The organism is Undibacterium sp. TC4M20W (assembly GCF_049340245.1).
Classification (GTDB): Bacteria; Pseudomonadota; Gammaproteobacteria; order Burkholderiales; family Burkholderiaceae_D; genus Undibacterium.
Map to the genome: position 1 here is coordinate 13,938 of NZ_JBMPPI010000004.1, position 19,702 is coordinate 33,639.

The following is a 19,702-nucleotide window of genomic DNA, read 5'->3' on the forward strand; positions in this document are numbered from 1 at the left end:
CATCTTCACAGATGTGCCGTTTTTCATTTTCAGCCGGGAATTAACCAGCCAATTTTTTCTTCAGCAATTCATTGACCTGAGTCGGGTTACCCTTGCCTTTGGTCGCCTTCATCGCCTGACCAACCAGGGAGTTGAATGCCTTCTCTTTGCCTGCACGGTATTCATCGACAGACTGCTGATTCGCAGCCATGACTTCGTCGATGATTTTTCCGAGAACATTTACATCAGAAATTTGTCCGCCTATCGATGCGATCGTTTTATCGACTACACCTGTATCTTCAGATGGCGCCTGCCAAATAGCCGTAAACACTTCCTTGGCAATCTTGTTGGAAATCGTGCCATCAGCAATACGTTGCAACAGCACTGCCAACTGCGCGGACGTTACTGGAATAGCGCTGATATCCAGGCCTTCACGGTTCAGAGTCGCTGACACATCACCCATCATCCAGTTGGCCGCAGGTTTGGCTTGTGCGGCACCCGCAGCAGTCACCACCGCTTCAAAATAAGTAGCCATACCTTTGGATTGCGTCAGCACAGTCGCATCATATTCAGGCAAGCCCAATTGCTCGATGAAACGCTGGCGCATCGCAGATGGCAGCTCAGGCATGGTAGCGCGAACTTGTTCTACCCATTCGCGGCTGATCTTCAGTGGTGGCAGGTCAGGATCGGGGAAGTAACGATAATCCATCGAATCTTCCTTGTCGCGCATTTTTACTGTGATCTTTTTATCCGGGTCATAAAGGCGTGTTTGCTGCACTACCTTTCCACCATCTTCGATTAATTCTATCTGGCGGCGCACTTCATAATTAATCGCCTCTTCCAGGAAACGGAAAGAGTTCAGGTTTTTTATTTCGCAACGTGTACCAAATTCTTTTTGACCGACAGGGCGTACGGAAACGTTAGCATCACAACGGAAAGAACCTTCCTGCATATTTCCATCGCAGATGTCCAGCCAGGTCACCAGCGAGTGCAAGGCTTTGGCATAAGCCACCGCTTCAGCAGCACTGCGCATCACAGGTTCAGTCACGATTTCCAGCAAGGGCGTACCTGCACGGTTCAAGTCTATGCCTGTCATGCGGGCGGCTGCACCGTGGGTGGATTTGCCAGCGTCTTCTTCCAGGTGGGCGCGTGTCAGTTCAATATTTCTGAATTCGGCCTTGCCATCTTTTTCAAATACACAAGGCACGAAACCGCCCTGTACTACCGGGATTTCAAACTGGCTGATCTGATAGCCTTTAGGCAGGTCAGGGTAGAAGTAATTTTTGCGGGCGAAGATGGATTCAGGCGCAACCACGGCACCGACGGCCAGGCCAAACTGTATGGCTTTTTCTACCGCACCTTTATTCATGACCGGCAACACGCCAGGCAGGGCCAGATCGACCGGGCTGGCCTGAGTATTGGGCTCCGCACCAAATTGTATTGAAGAGCCGCTGAAAATTTTTGAGTTGGTCTTGAGTTGCGCATGCGTCTCAAAACCGATAACGACTTCCCATTGCATAATATTCCTCGTTATATCTTTGTTTATTGCCTCTGCCTCTTTACAGAAAGCAGTACATCAATTCCATGTTTATGATCTTTCATTCCCTGTCAGAGGGAAGAGGCTCATGCCGGTGCGCGTGTATGCCAGTCTGTCGCTTGCTGGAACTGGTGAGCCACATTCAGCAATTTCGCTTCATCATAATAATTCCCGATGATTTGCAAACCTACCGGGCGCTTCGCATTTTTTTCACCCTGACCAAAACCACAAGGGATGGACATGCCAGGCAAGCCAGCCAGACTGGTCGAGAGGGTGAAAATATCAGCCAGATAGTTGGCTACCGGATCATCCGCTTTCGAGCCCAGATCCCAGGCCACGGTCGGTGCTACCGGCCCCATGATGACATCGCATTTCTCGAATGCAGTGGCAAAATCCTGGGCGATCAGACGGCGTATTTTCTGTGCCTGCAAATAATAAGCATCATAGTAACCGTGCGACAGTACATAGGCACCTACCAGGATACGGCGCTTAACTTCTGCACCAAAACCTTCAGCACGCGACTTCTTGTACATGTCTTCAAGGTCAGTGTAGTCTGCTGCGCGATGACCATAACGTACACCGTCAAAACGGCTCAAATTCGAAGAAGCTTCTGCCGGCGCAATCACATAATACACAGGGATGGACAACTCGGTTTTTGGCAAAGAAATTTCTACCAGTGTCGCGCCCAGCTTTTCATATTCAGCCAGCGCAGCGCGGACTGCCTGTTCCACATCTGCAGCCAATCCATCAGAGAAAAATTCTTTCGGTACACCGATGCGCAAGCCTTGCAAAGACTTGTTCAGGTCACGGTTGAAATCTTCTTTTTTGCGTTCGAGAGAAGTCGAATCTTTCTCATCAAAACCTGTCATCGCATTCAGCAAAATACCGCAATCTTCCGCTGTCTGGGCAATAGGGCCACCCTGGTCCAGTGAAGAGGCAAATGCGATCATGCCGTAACGCGATACGCTGCCATAAGTTGGCTTGATACCGGTGACACCGCAAAATGATGCCGGTTGACGGATAGAGCCACCAGTGTCCGTAGCTGTCACTGCCGGTGCCAGACGCGCTGCAATTGCTGCTGCTGAACCGCCAGAAGAACCACCGGGTACGGCAGTCTTGTCCCAGGGGTTTTTCACCGCACCAAAATAAGAATTTTCATTTGATGAACCCATGGCGAATTCATCGCAATTCAATTTGCCCAGGGTGACGGTGCCAGCCTTGTTGAACAGCTCAACGACAGTGGCATCAAAGGGACTGACATAATTTCCCAGCATGCGTGAGCCTGCTGTAGAACGCCAGTCGCGTGTCACGAAAATATCTTTATGGGCGATAGGTACGCCCGTCAATACACCGGCATCACCACTGGCCAGACGTGCATCAGCTGCGGCAGCCTGTTGCAAAGTCCATTCAGGATTCACATGCAAAAAAGCATTGAGGTCACTGGCAGCAATACGGTTCAGATAATGCTGGGCAAGTTCAGTGGCGGAAACCTGCTTGCTTTGCAGCAGGGCGGATAATTGCGAAATTGTCTTGGTATGCATAAGTGAAATATGACTTATTCAGTCTCAATAACCTGAGGTACGAGGTAAAGGCCATCTTGTGTCGCTGGCGCTGGCTTTTGATAATCTTCGCGATGATTGCTTTCAGTAACCACGTCTTCGCGCAGGCGCAAAGCCATTTCTGGCAGCAGGGCGGCGATAGGGTGGCTCAGAGGCGCCACACCCGTGGTATCGACTGCTCTTAATTGCTCGACCAGCGAGAAAATACCGTTCAGTTTCTCCAGCGTAGCAGTCGCTTCTTCAGGGGAGGTCTGTATATTTGCCAATTTGGCAATTCTTTCTACATCTTTAATTGTCAGTGACATAGTTCAGGAGCGCATTTTTGCGCGAAAAGAGTGTCAAAAAATACATAATTCGACATACCACCAAAAGCATAATTTAGGTGTTGGTATCGAATAAATTTAAACAGATTATAAGGTAGAATGGCGGGTTAATGCCCTAAATGGCTTGCTAAATCCCCTAACATGCTTGGATTGCGAGATGGCTGCTCAGTTTTTACTGGAATCAGTCAGGGTTAAAAATTCGGTAGCACAGCCCGGCAGAGCGGGTTGAGCCCACAATCAGTTAAATACAGGACAATATACATGTTTGGTTTTTTACGTAGTTATTTTTCAAATGATCTGGCGATCGATCTGGGAACAGCCAATACGCTGATTTATGTACGTGGACAGGGTATCGTACTTGATGAACCATCCGTAGTAGCGATCCGTCAAGAAGGCGGCCCTAACGGCAAGAAAACAATACAGGCAGTTGGTAAAGAAGCCAAGCAGATGCTGGGCAAGGTACCAGGTAATATTGAAGCCATCCGCCCGATGAAAGATGGTGTGATTGCCGACTTTACCGTCACCGAGCAAATGCTCAAGCAATTCATCCGCATGGTGCATGACACCAAGTTCTTCAAACCATCTCCACGTATCATCATTTGCGTCCCTTGCGGTTCTACCCAGGTAGAACGCCGTGCGATCCGTGAGTCTGCTTTGGGCGCCGGTGCTTCTCAAGTGTATTTGATTGAAGAACCGATGGCTGCGGCGATAGGTGCTGGTTTGCCAGTGTCTGAGGCAACTGGTTCGATGGTGGTTGATATCGGTGGTGGTACGACAGAAGTCGGTATCATTTCCCTCGGCGGCATGGTCTATAAGGGTTCGGTCCGCGTCGGTGGTGACAAGTTTGATGAAGCGATTGTCAACTACATCCGCCGCAACTACGGCATGCTGATCGGTGAACAGACTGCTGAAGCCATCAAAAAAGCCATCGGTTCTGCTTTCCCGGGTTCTGAAGTTAAGGAAATGGAAGTCAAGGGACGTAATCTGTCCGAAGGCATTCCACGTTCCTTCACGATCTCCAGTAATGAAATTCTGGAAGCGCTGACAGATCCGCTGAACAACATCGTTTCTGCCGTTAAAAACGCGCTGGAACAAACACCGCCAGAGCTGGGTGCCGATATTGCTGAAAAAGGCATGATGCTGACCGGTGGTGGCGCACTCCTGCGTGACCTCGACCGTTTGCTGATGGAAGAAACCGGTTTGCCAGTCATCGTTGCAGAAGACCCGCTGACTTGCGTAGTCCGTGGTTCTGGCATGGCGCTGGAGCGCATGGATAAGCTGGGTTCGATTTTCTCTTACGAATAATAAGACTAAATAAGACTAAGTACCGGACCATCGTGGGAAGACTGTCAGCACCGATGTTGGCTGTACTTCCCGTATTTGATGAAGCTGCATTTTCCTGGCTACTGATGCGCAGGATGTACAGCTGATTTGATTGCAATTTATATGCTTGTTGCGCTGTTCACTGAGAAACACCGGTAAAGTATGGATTACAGCCCGCCACCACTCTTCAAGCAAGGCGCCTCTGCGCGCGTGAGGGTGGTTTTCTTTGCCGTCCTGGCGATTTTTCTATTAGTTGTTGATTCCCGTCTGAAGTCTCTGACTCTGGTCAGGCAAATCCTCGGCAGCGTACTGTATCCGGTGCAAATGGTCGCCGTCATGCCACGTGATACCGTCAAGCGTGCTTCTGATTATTTTGTGTCGGTCACGACACTGGAAAAAGAAAACACGCAACTGAAGCACCAGCAAACCCAGAATGCCGATACCCTGCAGCAGACCGGGCACTTGATGGCAGAAAACACCCATCTGCGCAAACTGCTGGACGCGCGTGAACGTCTGCAAGTCAAGTCTGTCATGGCAGAGATCATCTACGATGCCCGTGACCCTGCCAGCCGCAAGGTCATCATAGACCGTGGCATCAAGCATGGCCTGACCTTGTCCCAGCCAGTGATTGATGACAAGGGTGTGGTCGGCCAGGTGACTCGGGTATTCCCGCTGACGGCAGAAGTAACCTTGCTGACCGATAAAAACCAGGCCATCCCCGTGCAAATCCTGCGTAATGGCTTGCGCAGCGTGGCCTATGGCCGCGGCCAATCCAGCTACCTGGACATGCGCCTGACCACCAATGCCGATATCCAGAACGGCGATCAACTGGTGACTTCAGGCATCGACGGTATCTATCCCCCAGGTCTGGCGGTTGCCAAGGTAGTACAGGTAGAAAACAAGGCCAATACCACCTTTGAAAGCATCTTGTGCGTGCCGACTGCGGGCATAGACCGCAACAAGCAGTTACTGGTCTTGCTGGTATCTGCAGATAATTTGTCGCGTCCGGATACCGAGGACGTGCGCGCCAAGAAAGAAAAAATCAATCGCAAGGTAACCCGTGATGCGGCAGCACCTACATCTGATACCAAGCCTGTCGATCAGCCCATGAAAGATTTGCCGGTCAAGGACGGTGCTGTGAAAGAAACTCCAGCCAAAGATGCGACAGGCAAAGATGCGCCACCTAAAGACGCAGAAGCCAAGGATGCACCTGCCACTGCAAAGGAGCCCAAAACATGAATAGCCCTCACTACATATTATTGCCGGTCAATCCGCTATTTATTGCCATCAGTTTCGCTGTCGCTTTCTTCCTCAATTTCTTGCCATGGGGTGGCTGGATAGGCGTACCTGATTTTGTTGCCCTGGTATTGGTTTTCTGGACCATACATCAGCCGCGCAAGGTCGGCATAGGTGTGGCGTTTGCCATGGGGCTGCTGATGGATGTGCATGACTCCATCTACATGGGTGAAAACGCGCTGGCTTATACCCTGTTATCGTATTTTGCCATCATGATACACAGGCGCGTGCTGTGGTTTCATCCACTGACGCAAACCCTGCATGTGTTTCCCCTGTTTTTGTTTGCACAGCTGGTGCAGCTTGCCGTACGCATGCTGGTGGCACCAGATGCGCATTTTCCGGGTTGGGCTTATTTTACCGTCAGCCTGGTGACGACTGTATTGTGGCCGTTTGCAACTTTGCTCTTGCTGGCACCTCAAAGACGCGCCAAAGATAAAGACCATACCCGTCCTATCTGAGTTTGCTGTATTTCTGATTGCTGACTGTTGTCTGTTGTCTGTTGTTTGACCTGATTAGTCTGCTTCATCTGCTTCATTTGTTTCATCTGCGCCACCTGCTTCACTTTTTTCAATATGACAGAACTTAAAAATACGGAACGCGAACTGCATTATTTCCGCATGCGCCTGATTTTCATCGGTGTATTCGTATTTCTGTGTTTTGCCGCACTGATTACGCGCTTTGTCTGGCTGCAAATCATCAAGCATAATGATTATGCTTTGCTGGCAGATGAAAACCGCATAGACATCGTCCCCGTCGTTCCCAACCGTGGCTTGATCACGGACCGGAATGGCGTCATCCTGGCACGTAATTATTCTGCCTATACGCTGGAAATCACGCCCTCAAAAATCAGCAAGGACATGGATGTCCTGATTGATGAGCTGGCGGTATTGGTGGATATACAGCCCAAGCACCGCAAGCGTTTTCGCAAATTGCTGGAAGACTCAAAAAGTTTTGAAAGCCTGCCTATCCGTACCCGGCTTACGGACGATGAGGTCGCCAGATTCACGGCCCAGCGTTTCCGTTTTCCTGGTGTCGATATCCAGGCCCGCCTGTTCCGTCAATATCCACAAGGCGATTCAGCTTCTCATGTGATTGGCTACATAGGCCGCATCAGCCCCAAGGATGCCGAGATCATTGATGAAATGGACGATGCTGCCAACTACAATGGCACCGACTACATAGGCAAGGAAGGTCTGGAAAAAAGCTACGAAAAAATCTTGCACGGCAGCACAGGTTTTGAAGAAGTGGAAGTCGCAGCAGGTGGCAGGGCTGTGCGTGTGTTGTCCCGTACCCCACCGACCTCAGGCAAGAACCTGATTTTGTCAGTCGATATAGAACTGCAAAAAGTCATAGAAGAAGCTTTTGGCGACAGGCGTGGTGCGCTGGTCGCCATCGAGCCTGAGACGGGTGACGTGCTGGCTTTTGTGTCCAAACCTACCTATGATCCTAACCTGTTTGTCGAGGGCATAGACCAGCAAAGCTGGAATGAACTCAATACGTCTGAAGACAAGCCCTTGCTGAACCGGCCATTGACAGGTGCGTATCCACCAGGCTCCACCTACAAGCCTTTCATGGCATTGGCCGCACTGGAGCTGGGCAAGCGCACCACCTCGCAGGCAATTGCTGATCCTGGCTATTTTACTTTTGGTAATCATACTTTCAAGGACGATAAAGCAGGCGGACATGGCATGGTCGATATGTACCGTTCCATCGTGCAGTCCTGCGATACGTATTACTACATGCTGGCCAATGACCTGACGGTAGATGTCATGCATGATTTCATGAAACCTTTTGGTTTTGGCCAAATCACCGGCATCGACCTGGAGCATGAACGATCCGGCTTGTTACCTTCGACTGCCTGGAAGCGCGAAGCCTTCAAGAAAAAACCGGCACAGCAGCGCTGGGTACTGGGTGACACCATTTCTCTGGGGATTGGTCAGGGACAAAATACTTTCACTCCTTTGCAGATGGCGCATGCCATGGCGACGCTGGCAAATAACGGCATCATCATGAAACCACATCTGGTCAAGATGACAGAAGACCCGCAAACCCGGCAAAGGGTGTTGACCGTTCCCAAAGAGACGGCCCGCATTCCCCTTAAACAGGAAAATATCGATTTCATCAAAAATGCCATGGTCGGCGTCACCAAAGAGGGTACTTCTGCCAGGGTGTTCCAGGGAACTGAATATGTTTCTGGTGGCAAGACAGGTACAGCTCAGGTGGTGGGTATTAAAAAAGGCGAAAAATATAATGCCAAGAACATGGCTGCGCGCCATCTTGATCACTCGCTGTATACTGCGTTTGCCCCGGCTGACCGTCCTAAAATAGCGATCGCCATTATTGTAGAGAACGGCGGCTTTGGTGCCGAGGCGGCTGCGCCCATCGTGCGCAAGGCACTTGACTATTATTTGCTGGGCAAGCGTCCGCAAGACAAGGGTAGCAAGGACCAGGTACCACCACAACCCAAGCCGCAAAGCGACATGGCCTTGTACCGTTCAGACGCTGAAGTCAAGACACCGGCTGAGCCTGATCCGGGTCCTAAACCCGGTGGCGAAACTACAGGCAATAAGGATTGAAAATGCAAAAGAATAGTTTTAACTGGCATTTCATCCGCTCGCACATCTTTGTCTTTGATGCGACCCTGGCGATACTGGTGTTCATGATCATGTCGATAGGCATCATGACCCTGTATTCTGCGGGCATGGATTTTCCCGGGCGTGTTGAAGGCCAGGTCAGGAATATCATGGTGTCTCTTTTCATCATGTGGGTCATGGCGAATATCCCGCCGCAGACGCTGATGCGCTTTGCCATACCGATTTACACCTTTGGGGTGGCTTTGCTGATTGCGGTCGCCCTGTTTGGCCTGGTCAAAAAAGGCTCACGTCGCTGGCTGCATGTGGGTATAGACATGCAACCATCAGAGATGATGAAAATTGCCACCCCGCTCATGCTGGCCTGGTACTTCCAGAAGCGCGAAGGTGCCTTGCGCTGGCGTGATTTTGTGATTGGTGCTGTGATTCTTGGCATACCCGCCGCACTGATCGCCAAGCAGCCGGATCTGGGTACCGCCATGCTGGTTACTGCGGCCGGTTTTACTGTGGTTTTCCTGGCTGGCTTATCTTGGAAGTTTCTGATCTCACTGATTACGGCGGCGGCTATCATTATCCCTACCGTAGTCTGGCCATACATGTTGCATGACTACCAGCGCGACCGGGTACTGACCATGCTGGACCCTAACCGTGATCCCCTGGGCAAGGGCTTCCACATCATACAATCGACCATTGCGGTTGGTTCCGGTGGCTTGCATGGCAAGGGTTATATGAAAGGGACGCAGGCCCATCTGGAATTCATTCCCGAACATACGACCGATTTTATCTTTGCCGTATTCTCTGAAGAATTTGGTTTTGTCGGTAATGTGATACTGGTTACCCTGTACTTTTTATTGATACTGCGCTGTCTGGTGATTGCTGCCAATGCGCCCACGCTATTCTCGCGTTTGATGGCTGGTGCCGTGACTATGATATTCTTTACCTATGCCTTCGTGAATATGGGCATGGTCATAGGCATAGTCCCCGTCGTTGGGGTGCCTTTGCCTTTCATGAGTTACGGCGGCACTGCACTGGTGACGCTGGGTATGGGATTAGGGATAATGATGAGCGTACAGCGTAACCGAAAACTGGTGCAGACATGACATTGCGCATGTCTGTCATGCGCGCCCGTTATGGCCACCTGCCATTGCTGGCAGCCAGCGCAGTATTACTGGCTGCATGCGGCAGTGCACCGAAGAATAACGTCGTTACTGCTGATAACCCCCGTCCTGCCAGCGGCACAAAATCCAGTCCGTTTCAGACAGCAGCCTTGCCCAAGGCAAATTCTGGCAAAGGCGCCTATTACAAGGATGACGGCCCCGGCGACAACATACCTGAAGGTCTGGAAAACACGGTTGATCCCATCCCTACACTGGAGAATTATTCCCGCTCAGGTAACAAGCCCTATGTGGTGTTTGGCAAAACCTATACCCCGATAGCAGACAGCACCACACCATTTGTGCAGCGTGGTGTTGGCAGTTGGTATGGCAAAAAATTCCACGGGCAAAAAACTTCGTCCGGTGAGCTGTATGACATGTACAAGATCACTGCAGCCCATCCCATCCTGCCTATACCTTCTTATGCGCGGGTCACGAATGTCAGCAACGGCAAGCAGATCATCGTCCGCATCAATGACCGCGGGCCCTTTCATGCCAGCCGCATTATTGACCTGTCTTACACCGCAGCTCTGAAGCTTGATGTCATAGGCAAGGGCAGCAGCCAGATTGAAGTTGAGCGTTTGTTGCCCGCTGACATAGAGAGAATGGCTGAGAACCGCAAAAATCAACCATCGCAATCTGCCCAGGTTACTCAGCCTGTGCAAGTCGCAAGGCAGGACACAGCCATCGCGGTCACCACGCCAGTACCTGCCCGGGAATTGCCTGTTGTGCGGACCAATCCCGTCGCGACCATGAGCATGGAAGAATTGCTGGCATCCCAGGACAGCAAGCCAGTAGAAAAATTTACTCCGCCCTTAGCTGCTACCGGCACAGCCAATACATCAGCTAATTCAGCAGGCAATACCACAGCGTCGGCAACTCCTGGCTACTACATACAATTCGGCGCTTACGCGATACGCGCGAATGCTGAGGCCATCATGAACCATCTCAAGGGACGCGCAAGCAGCAAGCTGCCTGGCTTTGATATCGTGCAACAAGGTAGTCTGTATCGTCTCGTCAGTGGGCCATTTGCCAACCGTAGCGAAGCAACAGCAGCAATTGTTCAGGCCAGTGATCTTGGTGTGGGCAAACCTCTGATCGTGCAGCGCTAGTGAATTGTTGCAGTCCCCAGGATTTATTCTTCGTCTGCCTGTTTCATCTCCAGCGCCATCTGGTACAGGGCATTTTTCTTTTGCCCGGTCAGTTGTGCTGCCAGACTGGCAGCCTGCTTGACTGAGCATTCTTCCAGCAATATCTGCAAGACCCGGCGCGCTTCCAGTTCCTGATCATCGGCGGCAGCCGGTGCAGCTTCGATGAGTATCACGTATTCGCCTTTTTCCCTGTGGCTGTCAGCCGCCAGCCAGCTCTCTGCTTCAGCCAGGCTACAGCGGTGGATTTCTTCAAACAGTTTGCTGACTTCACGCGCCAGCACGATGCGGCGTGCGTCACCAAATACTGCTCGCATGGCGGCTACCGCTTCGATGATACGGTGCGGCGCTTCATAAAAAATCAGGCTGGCGGGTATGGCTTGCACTTCCCGCAAGATACTGTCGCGCTGTCCGGCCTTGGCTGGCAGGAAGCCGACAAAATAAAAACGGTCATGTATCAGGCCGCTGGCTGACAGGGCGCTAATGGCGGCAGATGCGCCTGGCAAGGGTGTGACCGGCAAGCCGGCCAGTTTGACGGCATCAACGATCTTGGCACCGGGGTCTGACACACCGGGTGTACCAGCGTCAGACACCAGTGCGATGCGTTCGCCTGCCTGCAAGCGGGCCAGTATTTTTTCTGCCACTTCGCGCTCATTATGCTGGTGAGCTGCGATCAGGGGTTTGCTGATACCATAGCGTGATAGCAATTGTGCAGTATTGCGGGTATCTTCGCAGGCAATCGCATCTGCCAGCGACAGCAGGTGCAGGGCGCGCAGGGAGATATCGGCGACATTACCAATAGGAGTAGCGACTACATATAAGGTCGCTGCGGGATAATTTTGCCGCGTGACTGCCTCGATCACAGTCGCACTCGTGAACAGTGCCTTATCGGTGGTGCTCATGCCTGTTCCTTTATATAGTATGCAAATTAAGCAAATGAATTAGCCGAGATTGTACGCCAATGAGACTCGCAAAGACTGCAGAAACGCCAGATAGCAAATCGGGAGCTGACCAGCGCACCAGTCGCCGCCGTACCGGCGACGAGGCAGAAAGCCTGGCACTGCTGTATTTGCAAAAAGCTGGCTTGAAACTGATACAACAGAACTTTTTATGCAAAGGTGGCGAAATCGACCTTATCATGCAGGATGGTGCTGTGCTGGTCTTTGTCGAAGTCAGGAAACGCAGTTCCATGCAATTTGGCGGTGCCATTGCTAGCGTCACACCAGCCAAACAAAGGCGCATGGTGCATGCTGCGCAAGTCTATTTGTTAACAAAAAAGACCCAACCCGCTTGTCGTTTTGATCTGGTGGCCATAGATGGTGAGCAGATCAACTGGCTAAAGAATATTATCGTCGCTTGAGGAAATGACAGGCTAGTGGACTGGAATAGTGAAAGCTGAAGTGAAGGGCGCGTGCCCGGCGGCCAGGGCAAGGCAAGGGCAGAAGCATGCGCAGCGATAGTCGGACTATCGCGAGTATTTGCAACGCAGCCTTGGTCGGCGCGCACGTGACAGGCACTCTGCTTTCACTGTTACGGTCCACTAATGCTCAGCCTGCCGTATAATCTGACGCAATCAGACTAAGTAAGCATTATGACAAATCAACGCATATTGGCGCACTTCCAGGAAAGTGCAGAATTAAAGATGCGGGCTGGCACAGAGCTGGCCCAGCCTATTTCAGAAGCGGTGGAACTCATGTTCTCGGCGCTGTCTAATGGTAACAAGATACTCGCCTGCGGAAACGGCGGTTCTGCCGCTGACTGTCAGCACTTTGCCGCCGAGTTGGTAGGGCGCTTTGAGCGTGAGCGCCTGCCTTTACCGGCCATGGCACTGACGACAGATACGTCGATTTTGACTGCAGTCGCCAATGACTATAGTTTTAATGAAGTATTTTCCAAGCAGGTACAGGCGTTTGGGCAGTCTGGCGATATCTTGCTGGCCTTATCCACTTCAGGCAATTCGCTGAGCGTGGTGAATGCCATCAACGCCGCACTTGAGCGGGATATGCGCGTCGTGGCGCTGACCGGCAAGGGCGGCGGAGAAATTACGAATATCCTGACTGAGGCCGATGTCCATATCTGCGTACCGCATGACAGGACCGCGCGCATACAGGAAGTGCATTTATTAACCATACATTGTTTGTGTGACGGCATTGATGCCGCATTATTCGGAGGTGATGCTGATGATTAAGAAATCCTTGAGCAAGCTGGGCAAATCTGCTGCAGTCATAAGTTTGAGCTGTGCTGCGGCCTTGAGTCTGCAAGGCTGCGTGGAAATGGTCGTAGGCAGTGCTGTAGTAGGTACTTTTGCAGCAACTGACCGCCGTACCTTTGGTGCGCAAACCGAGGACAAGGCCATCGTCATCAAAGGCGAAACCCGTATCTCCCGTTTGCTGGATAAGAATGGCCATGTGAATGTCAATGCATTTAACCGCCGCGTCCTCTTGACTGGTGAAGTGATCGATGAAAATGCCAAATCAGCCGCCGAGCGCGAAATGCGTGCCGTTGAAGGCGTAACTACCGTCACCAATGAATTGATCATAGGGCCAGTCTCCAATTACACATCACGTTCAAATGACACCCTGCTGACGACCAAGGTCAAGGCGACCTTTGTCGATGCCAAGGAAGTGTCTGCGAATGCCTTCAAAGTCGTGACCGAAGCCGGTGTCGTCTTTTTGATGGGACGTGTCACCCAGCGTGAAGGCAACCATGCTGCTGATCTGGCCAGCAGCATCAGTGGTGTGCGCAAGGTCGTCAAGGTATTTGAATATATTACTGAAGAAGAATTGAAGACTTACCAGACCACACCAAATAAAAATCCTCCCAACGACAATTAAACCAGCATGACCGGCTTGATATTTGGCCGGTTTTGTTTTTTCTGGAGACATCATGATTGCAATGATCGTGTTGGCGGTCATCTTCGCAATACTGGCATTCTGGGTGCTGGGCATACAAAAACGTCTGCTGAATTCTCGCAGACGCATCAAATATGCATTTTCACAAATGGATATACAGTTCAAGCGCCGCTATGAACTGATACCCAATCTGGTGGAGATTGCCAAAGGCTATATGAAGCATGAGCGCGAAGCGCTTGAGGCCATCATCACCGCGCTCAATGAGGCTGTGTCTGCCAATGCCATGGCTTGCATCCATCCCCTGCTTGGCATTGCGATACTGCATCTGGCCACGACGGAAGACAGACTGACCGTGACATTAGGCAGAATGTTCGCGATTGCCGAAGCCTGTCCCGATTTGCAAGCCAATGAAAACATGCAAAGGCTGACCACGGAATTGAATGATGCTGAAAACAAGCTCATCTTCGCCCGTCAGGCTTACAACGATTGCGTGGTGCAATATAACCAGAGCATGGAGCATTTCCCCGGCCCTGCCATTGCGAATATCTTCGGTTTTCATGCAGCAGAATTAATGCAGGTGGCAGAATCCGATGGCGGCCTGGTAGCACAGCTTGCGGTTGCATCAGCGTAGTAACTAGTGACTAGTAACTAGTGATTAGTAACAAAGGAGATCCGCGACTATGGATAGTATTCTGGTTTCACTCTTCAGTTACAAGGCCTGGGCCAATGCAGAGATGCATGCTGCCCTTGCCAGATTTGATGCCCAGCGGTACCCCGATCAATTCCAGGCCATGCTGCATACGCTCGATCATGTCAACGTCGTGGACAGGATTTTCAAAGGGCATTTGAGTGGAACGGGGGCTGCTGGTTTTACATCGACAAATTCCGAAAAAATACCGGATTTATCTGCATTGCGCGAGATCGTCAGTGCGACTGATAACTGGTACCTCGACTTTGTATCCGGCCTCAGCACCGAGCGTCTGAAACAGCGCCTGCAATTTAGCTTTACTGACGGCGACAAGGGCACCATGTCATGCGAAGAGATGTTGCTGCATGTGATTACCCACGGCGGTTATCACCGTGGTTGCGTGGGGCAGATTCTGGAAGACATGGGCATCGGTTCTCCCCCTGATTCCCTGACCAAATTTTTGCACAGGCATGAACCTGAGCGGCGCCTGCACCAGTTATAAACCGGAGCGGGGGCACACCTGAATCAGGTTCGTCCAACGATAGACGCAGTCGCCATCAGTTCATCGATCAGGGCCAGCAATATCTTGCCTGACATGCGGTGCGGGTCCAGTACCGGCAAGGGCGAATATTTCAGCAAAATCGAAGGATTGATCTTGCTCATATTTGCCTGTCCCATGGTCCAGCCTGCATAACGGCGTTCCAGAATTTCTTCATAATCAAGCAGGATCACGTCAGTATGGCGGGCATCCCGCAGGATGTGGCTGTACAGGGTATTAACCGCTTCGCGGCCACCCTCCAGCACCTGCATGAAGACCTGATCGCTGTGGCAAAGTACGCCGGTGATGCCGTGTTGCGGGTTATGCTGGCGAGACTGGCTGACGATGGATTGCACGATATCGCACATTTTTTCATCCACGACACGGCTGGCGTAAAGTAAGCGTACTAGCATGGCAAGTCCTGGTTAGCGTTTGATCAGGGATAAAAATTCACGGCGCAGATTCGCATCCTTCAAAAAGGAACCGTGCATCACACTATTGATCATGGCGGTCTCCATGTCTTTGACACCACGCCAATGCATGCAAAAATGGTCTGCTTCCATGACCACTGCCAGGCCATCTGGCTGCATTTTTTCTTGCAGGGTATCGGCCAGTTGTACCACCGCTTCTTCCTGTATCTGCGGACGGCTCATGACCCATTCAGCAATGCGCGCATATTTCGACAGGCCGATCAGATTCGAATGTTCATTCGGCATGACACCTATCCACACCTTGCCAATAATCGGGCACAGATGATGTGAGCAGGCGCTACGTACCGTGATAGGGCCGATGATCATCAATTCATTCAAATGCGAGGCATTCGGAAATTCGGTGACTGGAGGCATAGGGACATAACGGCCCTTGAAGACTTCCTGTATGAACATCTTGGCGACGCGGCGGCCAGTATCCTGGGTGTTATGGTCACTCTCGGTATCTATTACCAGGCTTTCCAGTACGGCACGCAGTTTTTCTTCAACTTCTGCCTGCAATTCCTCCATCTCGCCTGCTTCAATGAAACGGGCGATATTGTCATTCGCGTGAAAACGCGTCTTGCTGGCCGTGATGCGTTCACGTATGCGCTGCGAGACGGGGATATTGACAGCTTTATATGCTAAGGGCGTATCGTTGGACATGCTGAAAACCGGGATATAAAAAGCCTATGGTAACTTAATTGTCAAATTGGCGTTGCTGGCCTGACCAGCCTGTTAGCTAAGCAGCGGGCTGCGGACTGTTGTCAAGCTGGTATTCTGCTTCACGTTCTGCCTTCCACTGTGGCAGGCAATGCGGACAAAAGCAACTGGCATCCATCTTCAACTCACCGTCAGGTAATTTTTTAAATGCAATCGGTGGCAGGGCGGTGCACCAGCATGCCTGGCCGGTATTGTCGGCCATCGCGCAGGTAAACACCGTCTGGCAACGTGGGCAAACGCTCATGTTGCACTACCTGTGCCACCAGTATGATCAGTTTCTGTGGGCAAGCCTTCGCTGGCAGTCTGTTTCATTGCCTTGCGCAAGAAGGACATTTGTCCATTAAAGCCGGTACAGGCGCGGCAAATCGCCAGATGCATTTTTAACTGGCTGCGCTCAGACAGACTGAGCGGGCGGTCCAAACCCTCAGAAATAAGCTGATGTGCTTGTTTGCAAACAATAAAGACACTCATATTTTTTCTCCTGATGACACCCTGCCAAACCAGTTCAGGTCCAGGCATTCACGCAAGCGTAATCGCGCACGATAGAGCACCACCCATAGATTAGACGTGCTCAGTTCCAATTCCTTACAAATTTCTTCGGTTTCCAGTTCCAGCCATTCGCGCATCATGAAAACGCGTGCAGTTTTGGCAGGCAGGTTTTCAAGGCAGACTTCCAGCACACGGAAAAAATCTTTTTGTTGCAATGTTGCTTCAGGCGCACCCCAGGCGGTCGGCATACCTATCACGTGGCCGTTGGCATTAAATAAACTGTCTATCAAATCGTCTTCAGATTCATCATCCTTGATTTCCAGCGGCTTTTCTTTTTTCAGCGAGCGCAGGTGGTCGATGATCTTGAATTTCAAAATGCCTGTCACATAGGTGCGTAGCGAAGAATTACCGGCAAAGCTATCCGGTTTTTCGAGTACGGCCAGCAAGGTCTCCTGCACGGCATCTTCTGCCGCACACTCATTGCGCAGTTGCAATTGTGCAAAGCGATACAGGCCGGGGCGCAGGTTTTCCAGTTGTTGATGTAAATCTGTAATCGATGTCATAAGTCTGGTGACTGAATTGGAAAAGCTTTCGCTGCAAATCCTGTAAAATTCAGGCTTGATGAAATAACCCACTATCATACCTTCAGGATATACCGTCATTATGAGCGATTTGAACGCAAACACGACAGAAGAACTTGCACCGGAAGACCGGTTGGCAGGTGTGGAACCAGCCATCAAGGCGGAAATTCTGGCGGAAGCCCTGCCTTATATCCGTAAATTCCATGGCAAAACCATCGTTGTCAAATACGGTGGCAATGCCATGACAGAAGAACGCCTGAAGCACGGCTTTGCCCGTGATGTCATTTTGCTCAAACTGGTAGGCATGAACCCGGTCGTGGTGCATGGTGGTGGCCCGCAAATTGATAATGCGCTCAAGAAAATGGGCAAGCAGGGTACCTTTATCCAGGGTATGCGCATCACCGATGAAGAAACCATGGAAGTCGTTGAATGGGTACTCGGTGGTGAAGTCCAGCAAGATATCGTCATGCTGATCAACCACTACGGTGGTCAGGCAGTAGGCCTGACCGGTAAAGACGGCGGCCTGATCCGCGCCCGCAAGATGATGATGCCTGACCGTGAAAATCCGGGTGCCATGCTCGACATCGGTTATGTTGGTGAAATTGATGCCATCAACCCGGCGGTTGTCAAAGCACTGCAGGACGATGCTTTCATCCCTATCATTTCTCCTATCGGTTTTGGCTCAGATGGTCAGGCTTACAACATCAATGCTGATCTGGTCGCAGGCAAGATTGCCGAAATCCTGAAAGCTGAAAAGCTCATCATGATGACGAATATCCCTGGCGTGCTCGATAAACAAGGCAATCTGGTGACCGATTTGTCTGCGCGTGAAATTGATGAAATGTTTGCCGACGGTACTATCTCTGGTGGCATGTTGCCAAAAATTTCATCCGCACTCGATGCTGCCAAGTCCGGTGTGAATACCGTACATATCATTGATGGCCGCATAGAACATTCGCTGTTGCTGGAAGTGTTGACCGAACAAGCCTTCGGTACCATGATACGCAGCCATTGATGAATCCATATCAGCTGGTGGAGCGCCTGCCTCATGCGTAGGCGCTCTGAGCCCTTGTGGCTGTTTGACCTGGACAATACGCTGCACAATGCCTCACATGCGATTTTTCCTGTCATCAGCCAGAACATGAATGCCTTCCTGGCACGTGTGCTGGGGGAAGATGGCAAGCCGGCAGATGCCGGGCGTGTAAATGCCATCCGTCAGCAATACTATGCGCGCTATGGCGTCACCATGCTGGGCATGGTCAGGCACCATGGCGTCAGGGCAGATGAGTTTTTGCAAGAGGTCCATCATTTTGATGACCTCAGCGCGATGATCAGGTATGAGCGCGGTTTGAAAAAACTGTTGCGCCGCCTGCCAGGTAAAAAGATTTTGCTGACCAATGCACCGCGCGTGTATTCAGGCCGGGTACTCAGGCACATGGGTTTGCACAAGCATTTTGATGCGCATATCCCGGTTGAGGCCATGCGCGTGCATAGGCAAATGCAACCCAAGCCTTCGCGCCCTTATCTGCGCAAGCTGCTGGCAACTTATGGCAAACAGGCAAGAGACTGTATTTTGGTAGAAGATAGTGTGGAGAATTTGCTTGCTGCAAAGCAAGAAGGTCTGCGCACAGCCTGGGTCACAGGCTATACTCCTGCCCATCAGCGTAAAAGAGCTGCTGCCTGTGCCGACGTCAAAGTAAAATCCGTCCTACAACTCGCCCGTCACATCCATCGTCTGCGCGCCTGAGCTCAGGCAGTGTAGCAAAATGCGAAGGGGGATTGCGTACTGGGCGGCTGGTCTTTAGAATCTCGCCCCGGCGCGGCTGAATTGCCTGCTCTCCTTTTTTGAATTCACTTATTTGACACCTATGGCCAGCACCAAACCCGGCGAACGTAAATTACAGATACTCCAGACGCTGGCGGCGATGCTTGAACATCCCAAAGGTGAAAAGGTCACGACCGCTGCGCTGGCGGCTAAAGTAGCCGTGTCTGAGGCCGCGCTGTACCGTCATTTCGCCAGCAAGGCGCAAATGTTTGAGGGGCTGATTGAATTCATCGAGTCTTCCATCTTTGGCCTGATCAACCAGATCAATGAAAGCCAGGAAGATGGCATGGTGCAAGCTCAGTCCATCATCAACATGCTGCTCAATTTTGCCGAGCGCAATCCCGGCATGACCCGCGTGCTGATTGGTGACGCCCTGGTGAACGAAGATGAACGACTGCAATTGCGCATGAATCAACTTGCCGAAAGACTGGAAATGGCTTTCCGCCAGTCTTTGCGTCTGGCAGCCAGCCAGGGGCATTTTGCTGAAGAAGAAGCACAGGCCCGTGCCAGCCTCTTGTGCAGCTTTGTCATGGGCCGCTGGTTGCGTTTTGCCAAGACCGGCTTCAAATTGCTGCCGACAGAACAGGCAAACATGCACATTGCTTTGCTGTTGCGCTAATCATCAAGGC

23 protein-coding genes are annotated in these 19,702 nt (G+C 51.4%); 14 read left to right on the plus strand and 9 right to left on the minus strand.

Annotated elements, in window-relative coordinates; translation table 11 throughout:
• Positions 1–40: 40 nt before the first annotated feature.
• From gatB to gatC, 3 genes are all read right to left on the minus strand, one after another.
• Complete coding sequence (gene gatB / locus ACO0LL_RS06245; RefSeq protein WP_422950027.1) at positions 41–1,498, minus strand: Asp-tRNA(Asn)/Glu-tRNA(Gln) amidotransferase subunit GatB; 1,458 nt, start codon at positions 1,496–1,498, stop codon at positions 41–43.
• Between the two features lie 104 nt (positions 1,499–1,602).
• A complete protein-coding gene (gene gatA / locus ACO0LL_RS06250; protein WP_422950028.1) occupies positions 1,603–3,057 on the minus strand; it encodes an Asp-tRNA(Asn)/Glu-tRNA(Gln) amidotransferase subunit GatA in 1,455 nt (484 codons plus the stop codon).
• Positions 3,058–3,071: 14 nt separating this feature from the next.
• Positions 3,072–3,380: an Asp-tRNA(Asn)/Glu-tRNA(Gln) amidotransferase subunit GatC gene (gene gatC / locus ACO0LL_RS06255; protein WP_422950029.1), complete on the minus strand. Its 309-nt coding sequence runs from the start codon at positions 3,378–3,380 to the stop codon at positions 3,072–3,074.
• A gap of 279 nt (positions 3,381–3,659) precedes the next feature.
• On the opposite strand from gatC, the gene ACO0LL_RS06260 reads away from it, so the two are divergent.
• The 6 genes from ACO0LL_RS06260 to ACO0LL_RS06285 all read left to right on the plus strand — a co-directional run bounded on the left by ACO0LL_RS06260 (position 3,660) and on the right by ACO0LL_RS06285 (position 10,874).
• On the plus strand, positions 3,660–4,703 hold the full coding sequence (locus ACO0LL_RS06260) for a rod shape-determining protein (protein WP_162061166.1): 1,044 nt from the start codon (positions 3,660–3,662) through the stop codon (positions 4,701–4,703).
• A gap of 180 nt (positions 4,704–4,883) precedes the next feature.
• Positions 4,884–5,960, plus strand: a complete 1,077-nt coding sequence (gene mreC, locus ACO0LL_RS06265; RefSeq protein WP_422950030.1) for a rod shape-determining protein MreC — start codon at positions 4,884–4,886, stop codon at positions 5,958–5,960.
• A complete protein-coding gene (gene mreD, locus ACO0LL_RS06270) occupies positions 5,957–6,475 on the plus strand; it encodes a rod shape-determining protein MreD (RefSeq protein WP_162061164.1) in 519 nt (172 codons plus the stop codon). Before mreC ends, mreD begins: the two co-directional genes overlap by 4 nt.
• 114 nt (positions 6,476–6,589) lie before the next feature.
• Complete coding sequence (gene mrdA / locus ACO0LL_RS06275; RefSeq protein WP_422950031.1) at positions 6,590–8,593, plus strand: penicillin-binding protein 2; 2,004 nt, start codon at positions 6,590–6,592, stop codon at positions 8,591–8,593.
• 2 nt (positions 8,594–8,595) lie between these two features.
• Positions 8,596–9,708: a rod shape-determining protein RodA gene (gene rodA / locus ACO0LL_RS06280; protein ID WP_422950032.1), complete on the plus strand. Its 1,113-nt coding sequence runs from the start codon at positions 8,596–8,598 to the stop codon at positions 9,706–9,708.
• On the plus strand, positions 9,705–10,874 hold the full coding sequence (locus tag ACO0LL_RS06285) for a septal ring lytic transglycosylase RlpA family protein (RefSeq protein WP_422950033.1): 1,170 nt from the start codon (positions 9,705–9,707) through the stop codon (positions 10,872–10,874). The genes rodA and ACO0LL_RS06285 overlap by 4 nt, the downstream gene beginning before the upstream one ends.
• A 23-nt stretch (positions 10,875–10,897) precedes the next feature.
• On the opposite strand, the gene rsmI is transcribed toward ACO0LL_RS06285, so the two are convergent.
• Positions 10,898–11,812, minus strand: a complete 915-nt coding sequence (rsmI, locus tag ACO0LL_RS06290) for a 16S rRNA (cytidine(1402)-2'-O)-methyltransferase (RefSeq protein ID WP_422950034.1) — start codon at positions 11,810–11,812, stop codon at positions 10,898–10,900.
• 59 nt (positions 11,813–11,871) lie between these two features.
• Between rsmI and ACO0LL_RS06295 the strand changes: the two genes are divergently transcribed.
• The 5 genes from ACO0LL_RS06295 to ACO0LL_RS06315 all read left to right on the plus strand — a co-directional run bounded on the left by ACO0LL_RS06295 (position 11,872) and on the right by ACO0LL_RS06315 (position 14,952).
• Positions 11,872–12,270, plus strand: a complete 399-nt coding sequence (locus tag ACO0LL_RS06295) for a YraN family protein (protein WP_422950035.1) — start codon at positions 11,872–11,874, stop codon at positions 12,268–12,270.
• Positions 12,271–12,501: 231 nt separating this feature from the next.
• A complete protein-coding gene (locus tag ACO0LL_RS06300) occupies positions 12,502–13,098 on the plus strand; it encodes a phosphoheptose isomerase (protein ID WP_162043771.1) in 597 nt (198 codons plus the stop codon).
• The gene (locus tag ACO0LL_RS06305) at positions 13,091–13,744 is read left to right on the plus strand and encodes a BON domain-containing protein (RefSeq protein ID WP_422950036.1); all 654 of its coding nucleotides are present in this window, start codon (positions 13,091–13,093) and stop codon (positions 13,742–13,744) included. The genes ACO0LL_RS06300 and ACO0LL_RS06305 overlap by 8 nt, the downstream gene beginning before the upstream one ends.
• 52 nt (positions 13,745–13,796) lie before the next feature.
• Complete coding sequence (locus ACO0LL_RS06310) at positions 13,797–14,393, plus strand: LemA family protein (RefSeq protein ID WP_422950037.1); 597 nt, start codon at positions 13,797–13,799, stop codon at positions 14,391–14,393.
• Positions 14,394–14,442: 49 nt separating this feature from the next.
• Entirely contained in the window at positions 14,443–14,952 is a 510-nt protein-coding gene (locus ACO0LL_RS06315; protein ID WP_422950038.1) for a DinB family protein, read from the plus strand.
• A gap of 23 nt (positions 14,953–14,975) precedes the next feature.
• On the opposite strand, the gene ACO0LL_RS06320 is transcribed toward ACO0LL_RS06315, so the two are convergent.
• The 5 genes from ACO0LL_RS06320 to ACO0LL_RS06340 form a co-directional block, all read right to left on the minus strand.
• Positions 14,976–15,401: a BLUF domain-containing protein gene (locus ACO0LL_RS06320; protein WP_422950039.1), complete on the minus strand. Its 426-nt coding sequence runs from the start codon at positions 15,399–15,401 to the stop codon at positions 14,976–14,978.
• Between the two features lie 12 nt (positions 15,402–15,413).
• Entirely contained in the window at positions 15,414–16,121 is a 708-nt protein-coding gene (gene folE / locus ACO0LL_RS06325) for a GTP cyclohydrolase I (RefSeq protein WP_422950040.1), read from the minus strand.
• Positions 16,122–16,197: 76 nt separating this feature from the next.
• Positions 16,198–16,422 (minus strand): cysteine-rich CWC family protein, encoded by a 225-nt coding sequence (locus ACO0LL_RS06330; protein WP_422950041.1) that lies wholly within the window; start codon positions 16,420–16,422, stop codon positions 16,198–16,200.
• On the minus strand, positions 16,419–16,649 hold the full coding sequence (locus ACO0LL_RS06335) for a zf-HC2 domain-containing protein (RefSeq protein ID WP_422950042.1): 231 nt from the start codon (positions 16,647–16,649) through the stop codon (positions 16,419–16,421). Before ACO0LL_RS06335 ends, ACO0LL_RS06330 begins: the two co-directional genes overlap by 4 nt.
• A complete protein-coding gene (locus ACO0LL_RS06340; protein ID WP_162043763.1) occupies positions 16,646–17,230 on the minus strand; it encodes a sigma-70 family RNA polymerase sigma factor in 585 nt (194 codons plus the stop codon). Before ACO0LL_RS06340 ends, ACO0LL_RS06335 begins: the two co-directional genes overlap by 4 nt.
• A gap of 100 nt (positions 17,231–17,330) precedes the next feature.
• Between ACO0LL_RS06340 and argB the strand changes: the two genes are divergently transcribed.
• The 3 genes from argB (at position 17,331) to slmA (ending at position 19,692) form a co-directional block, all read left to right on the plus strand.
• Positions 17,331–18,263 carry an acetylglutamate kinase gene (gene argB, locus ACO0LL_RS06345; protein WP_422950043.1) on the plus strand — a complete coding sequence of 311 codons (933 nt, stop codon included), beginning with the start codon at positions 17,331–17,333 and terminating at the stop codon, positions 18,261–18,263.
• 33 nt (positions 18,264–18,296) lie between these two features.
• Complete coding sequence (locus ACO0LL_RS06350; RefSeq protein ID WP_422950044.1) at positions 18,297–18,995, plus strand: pyrimidine 5'-nucleotidase; 699 nt, start codon at positions 18,297–18,299, stop codon at positions 18,993–18,995.
• Between the two features lie 121 nt (positions 18,996–19,116).
• On the plus strand, positions 19,117–19,692 hold the full coding sequence (gene slmA / locus ACO0LL_RS06355) for a nucleoid occlusion factor SlmA (RefSeq protein WP_422950045.1): 576 nt from the start codon (positions 19,117–19,119) through the stop codon (positions 19,690–19,692).
• The last annotated feature ends 10 nt before the right edge of the window (positions 19,693–19,702 follow it).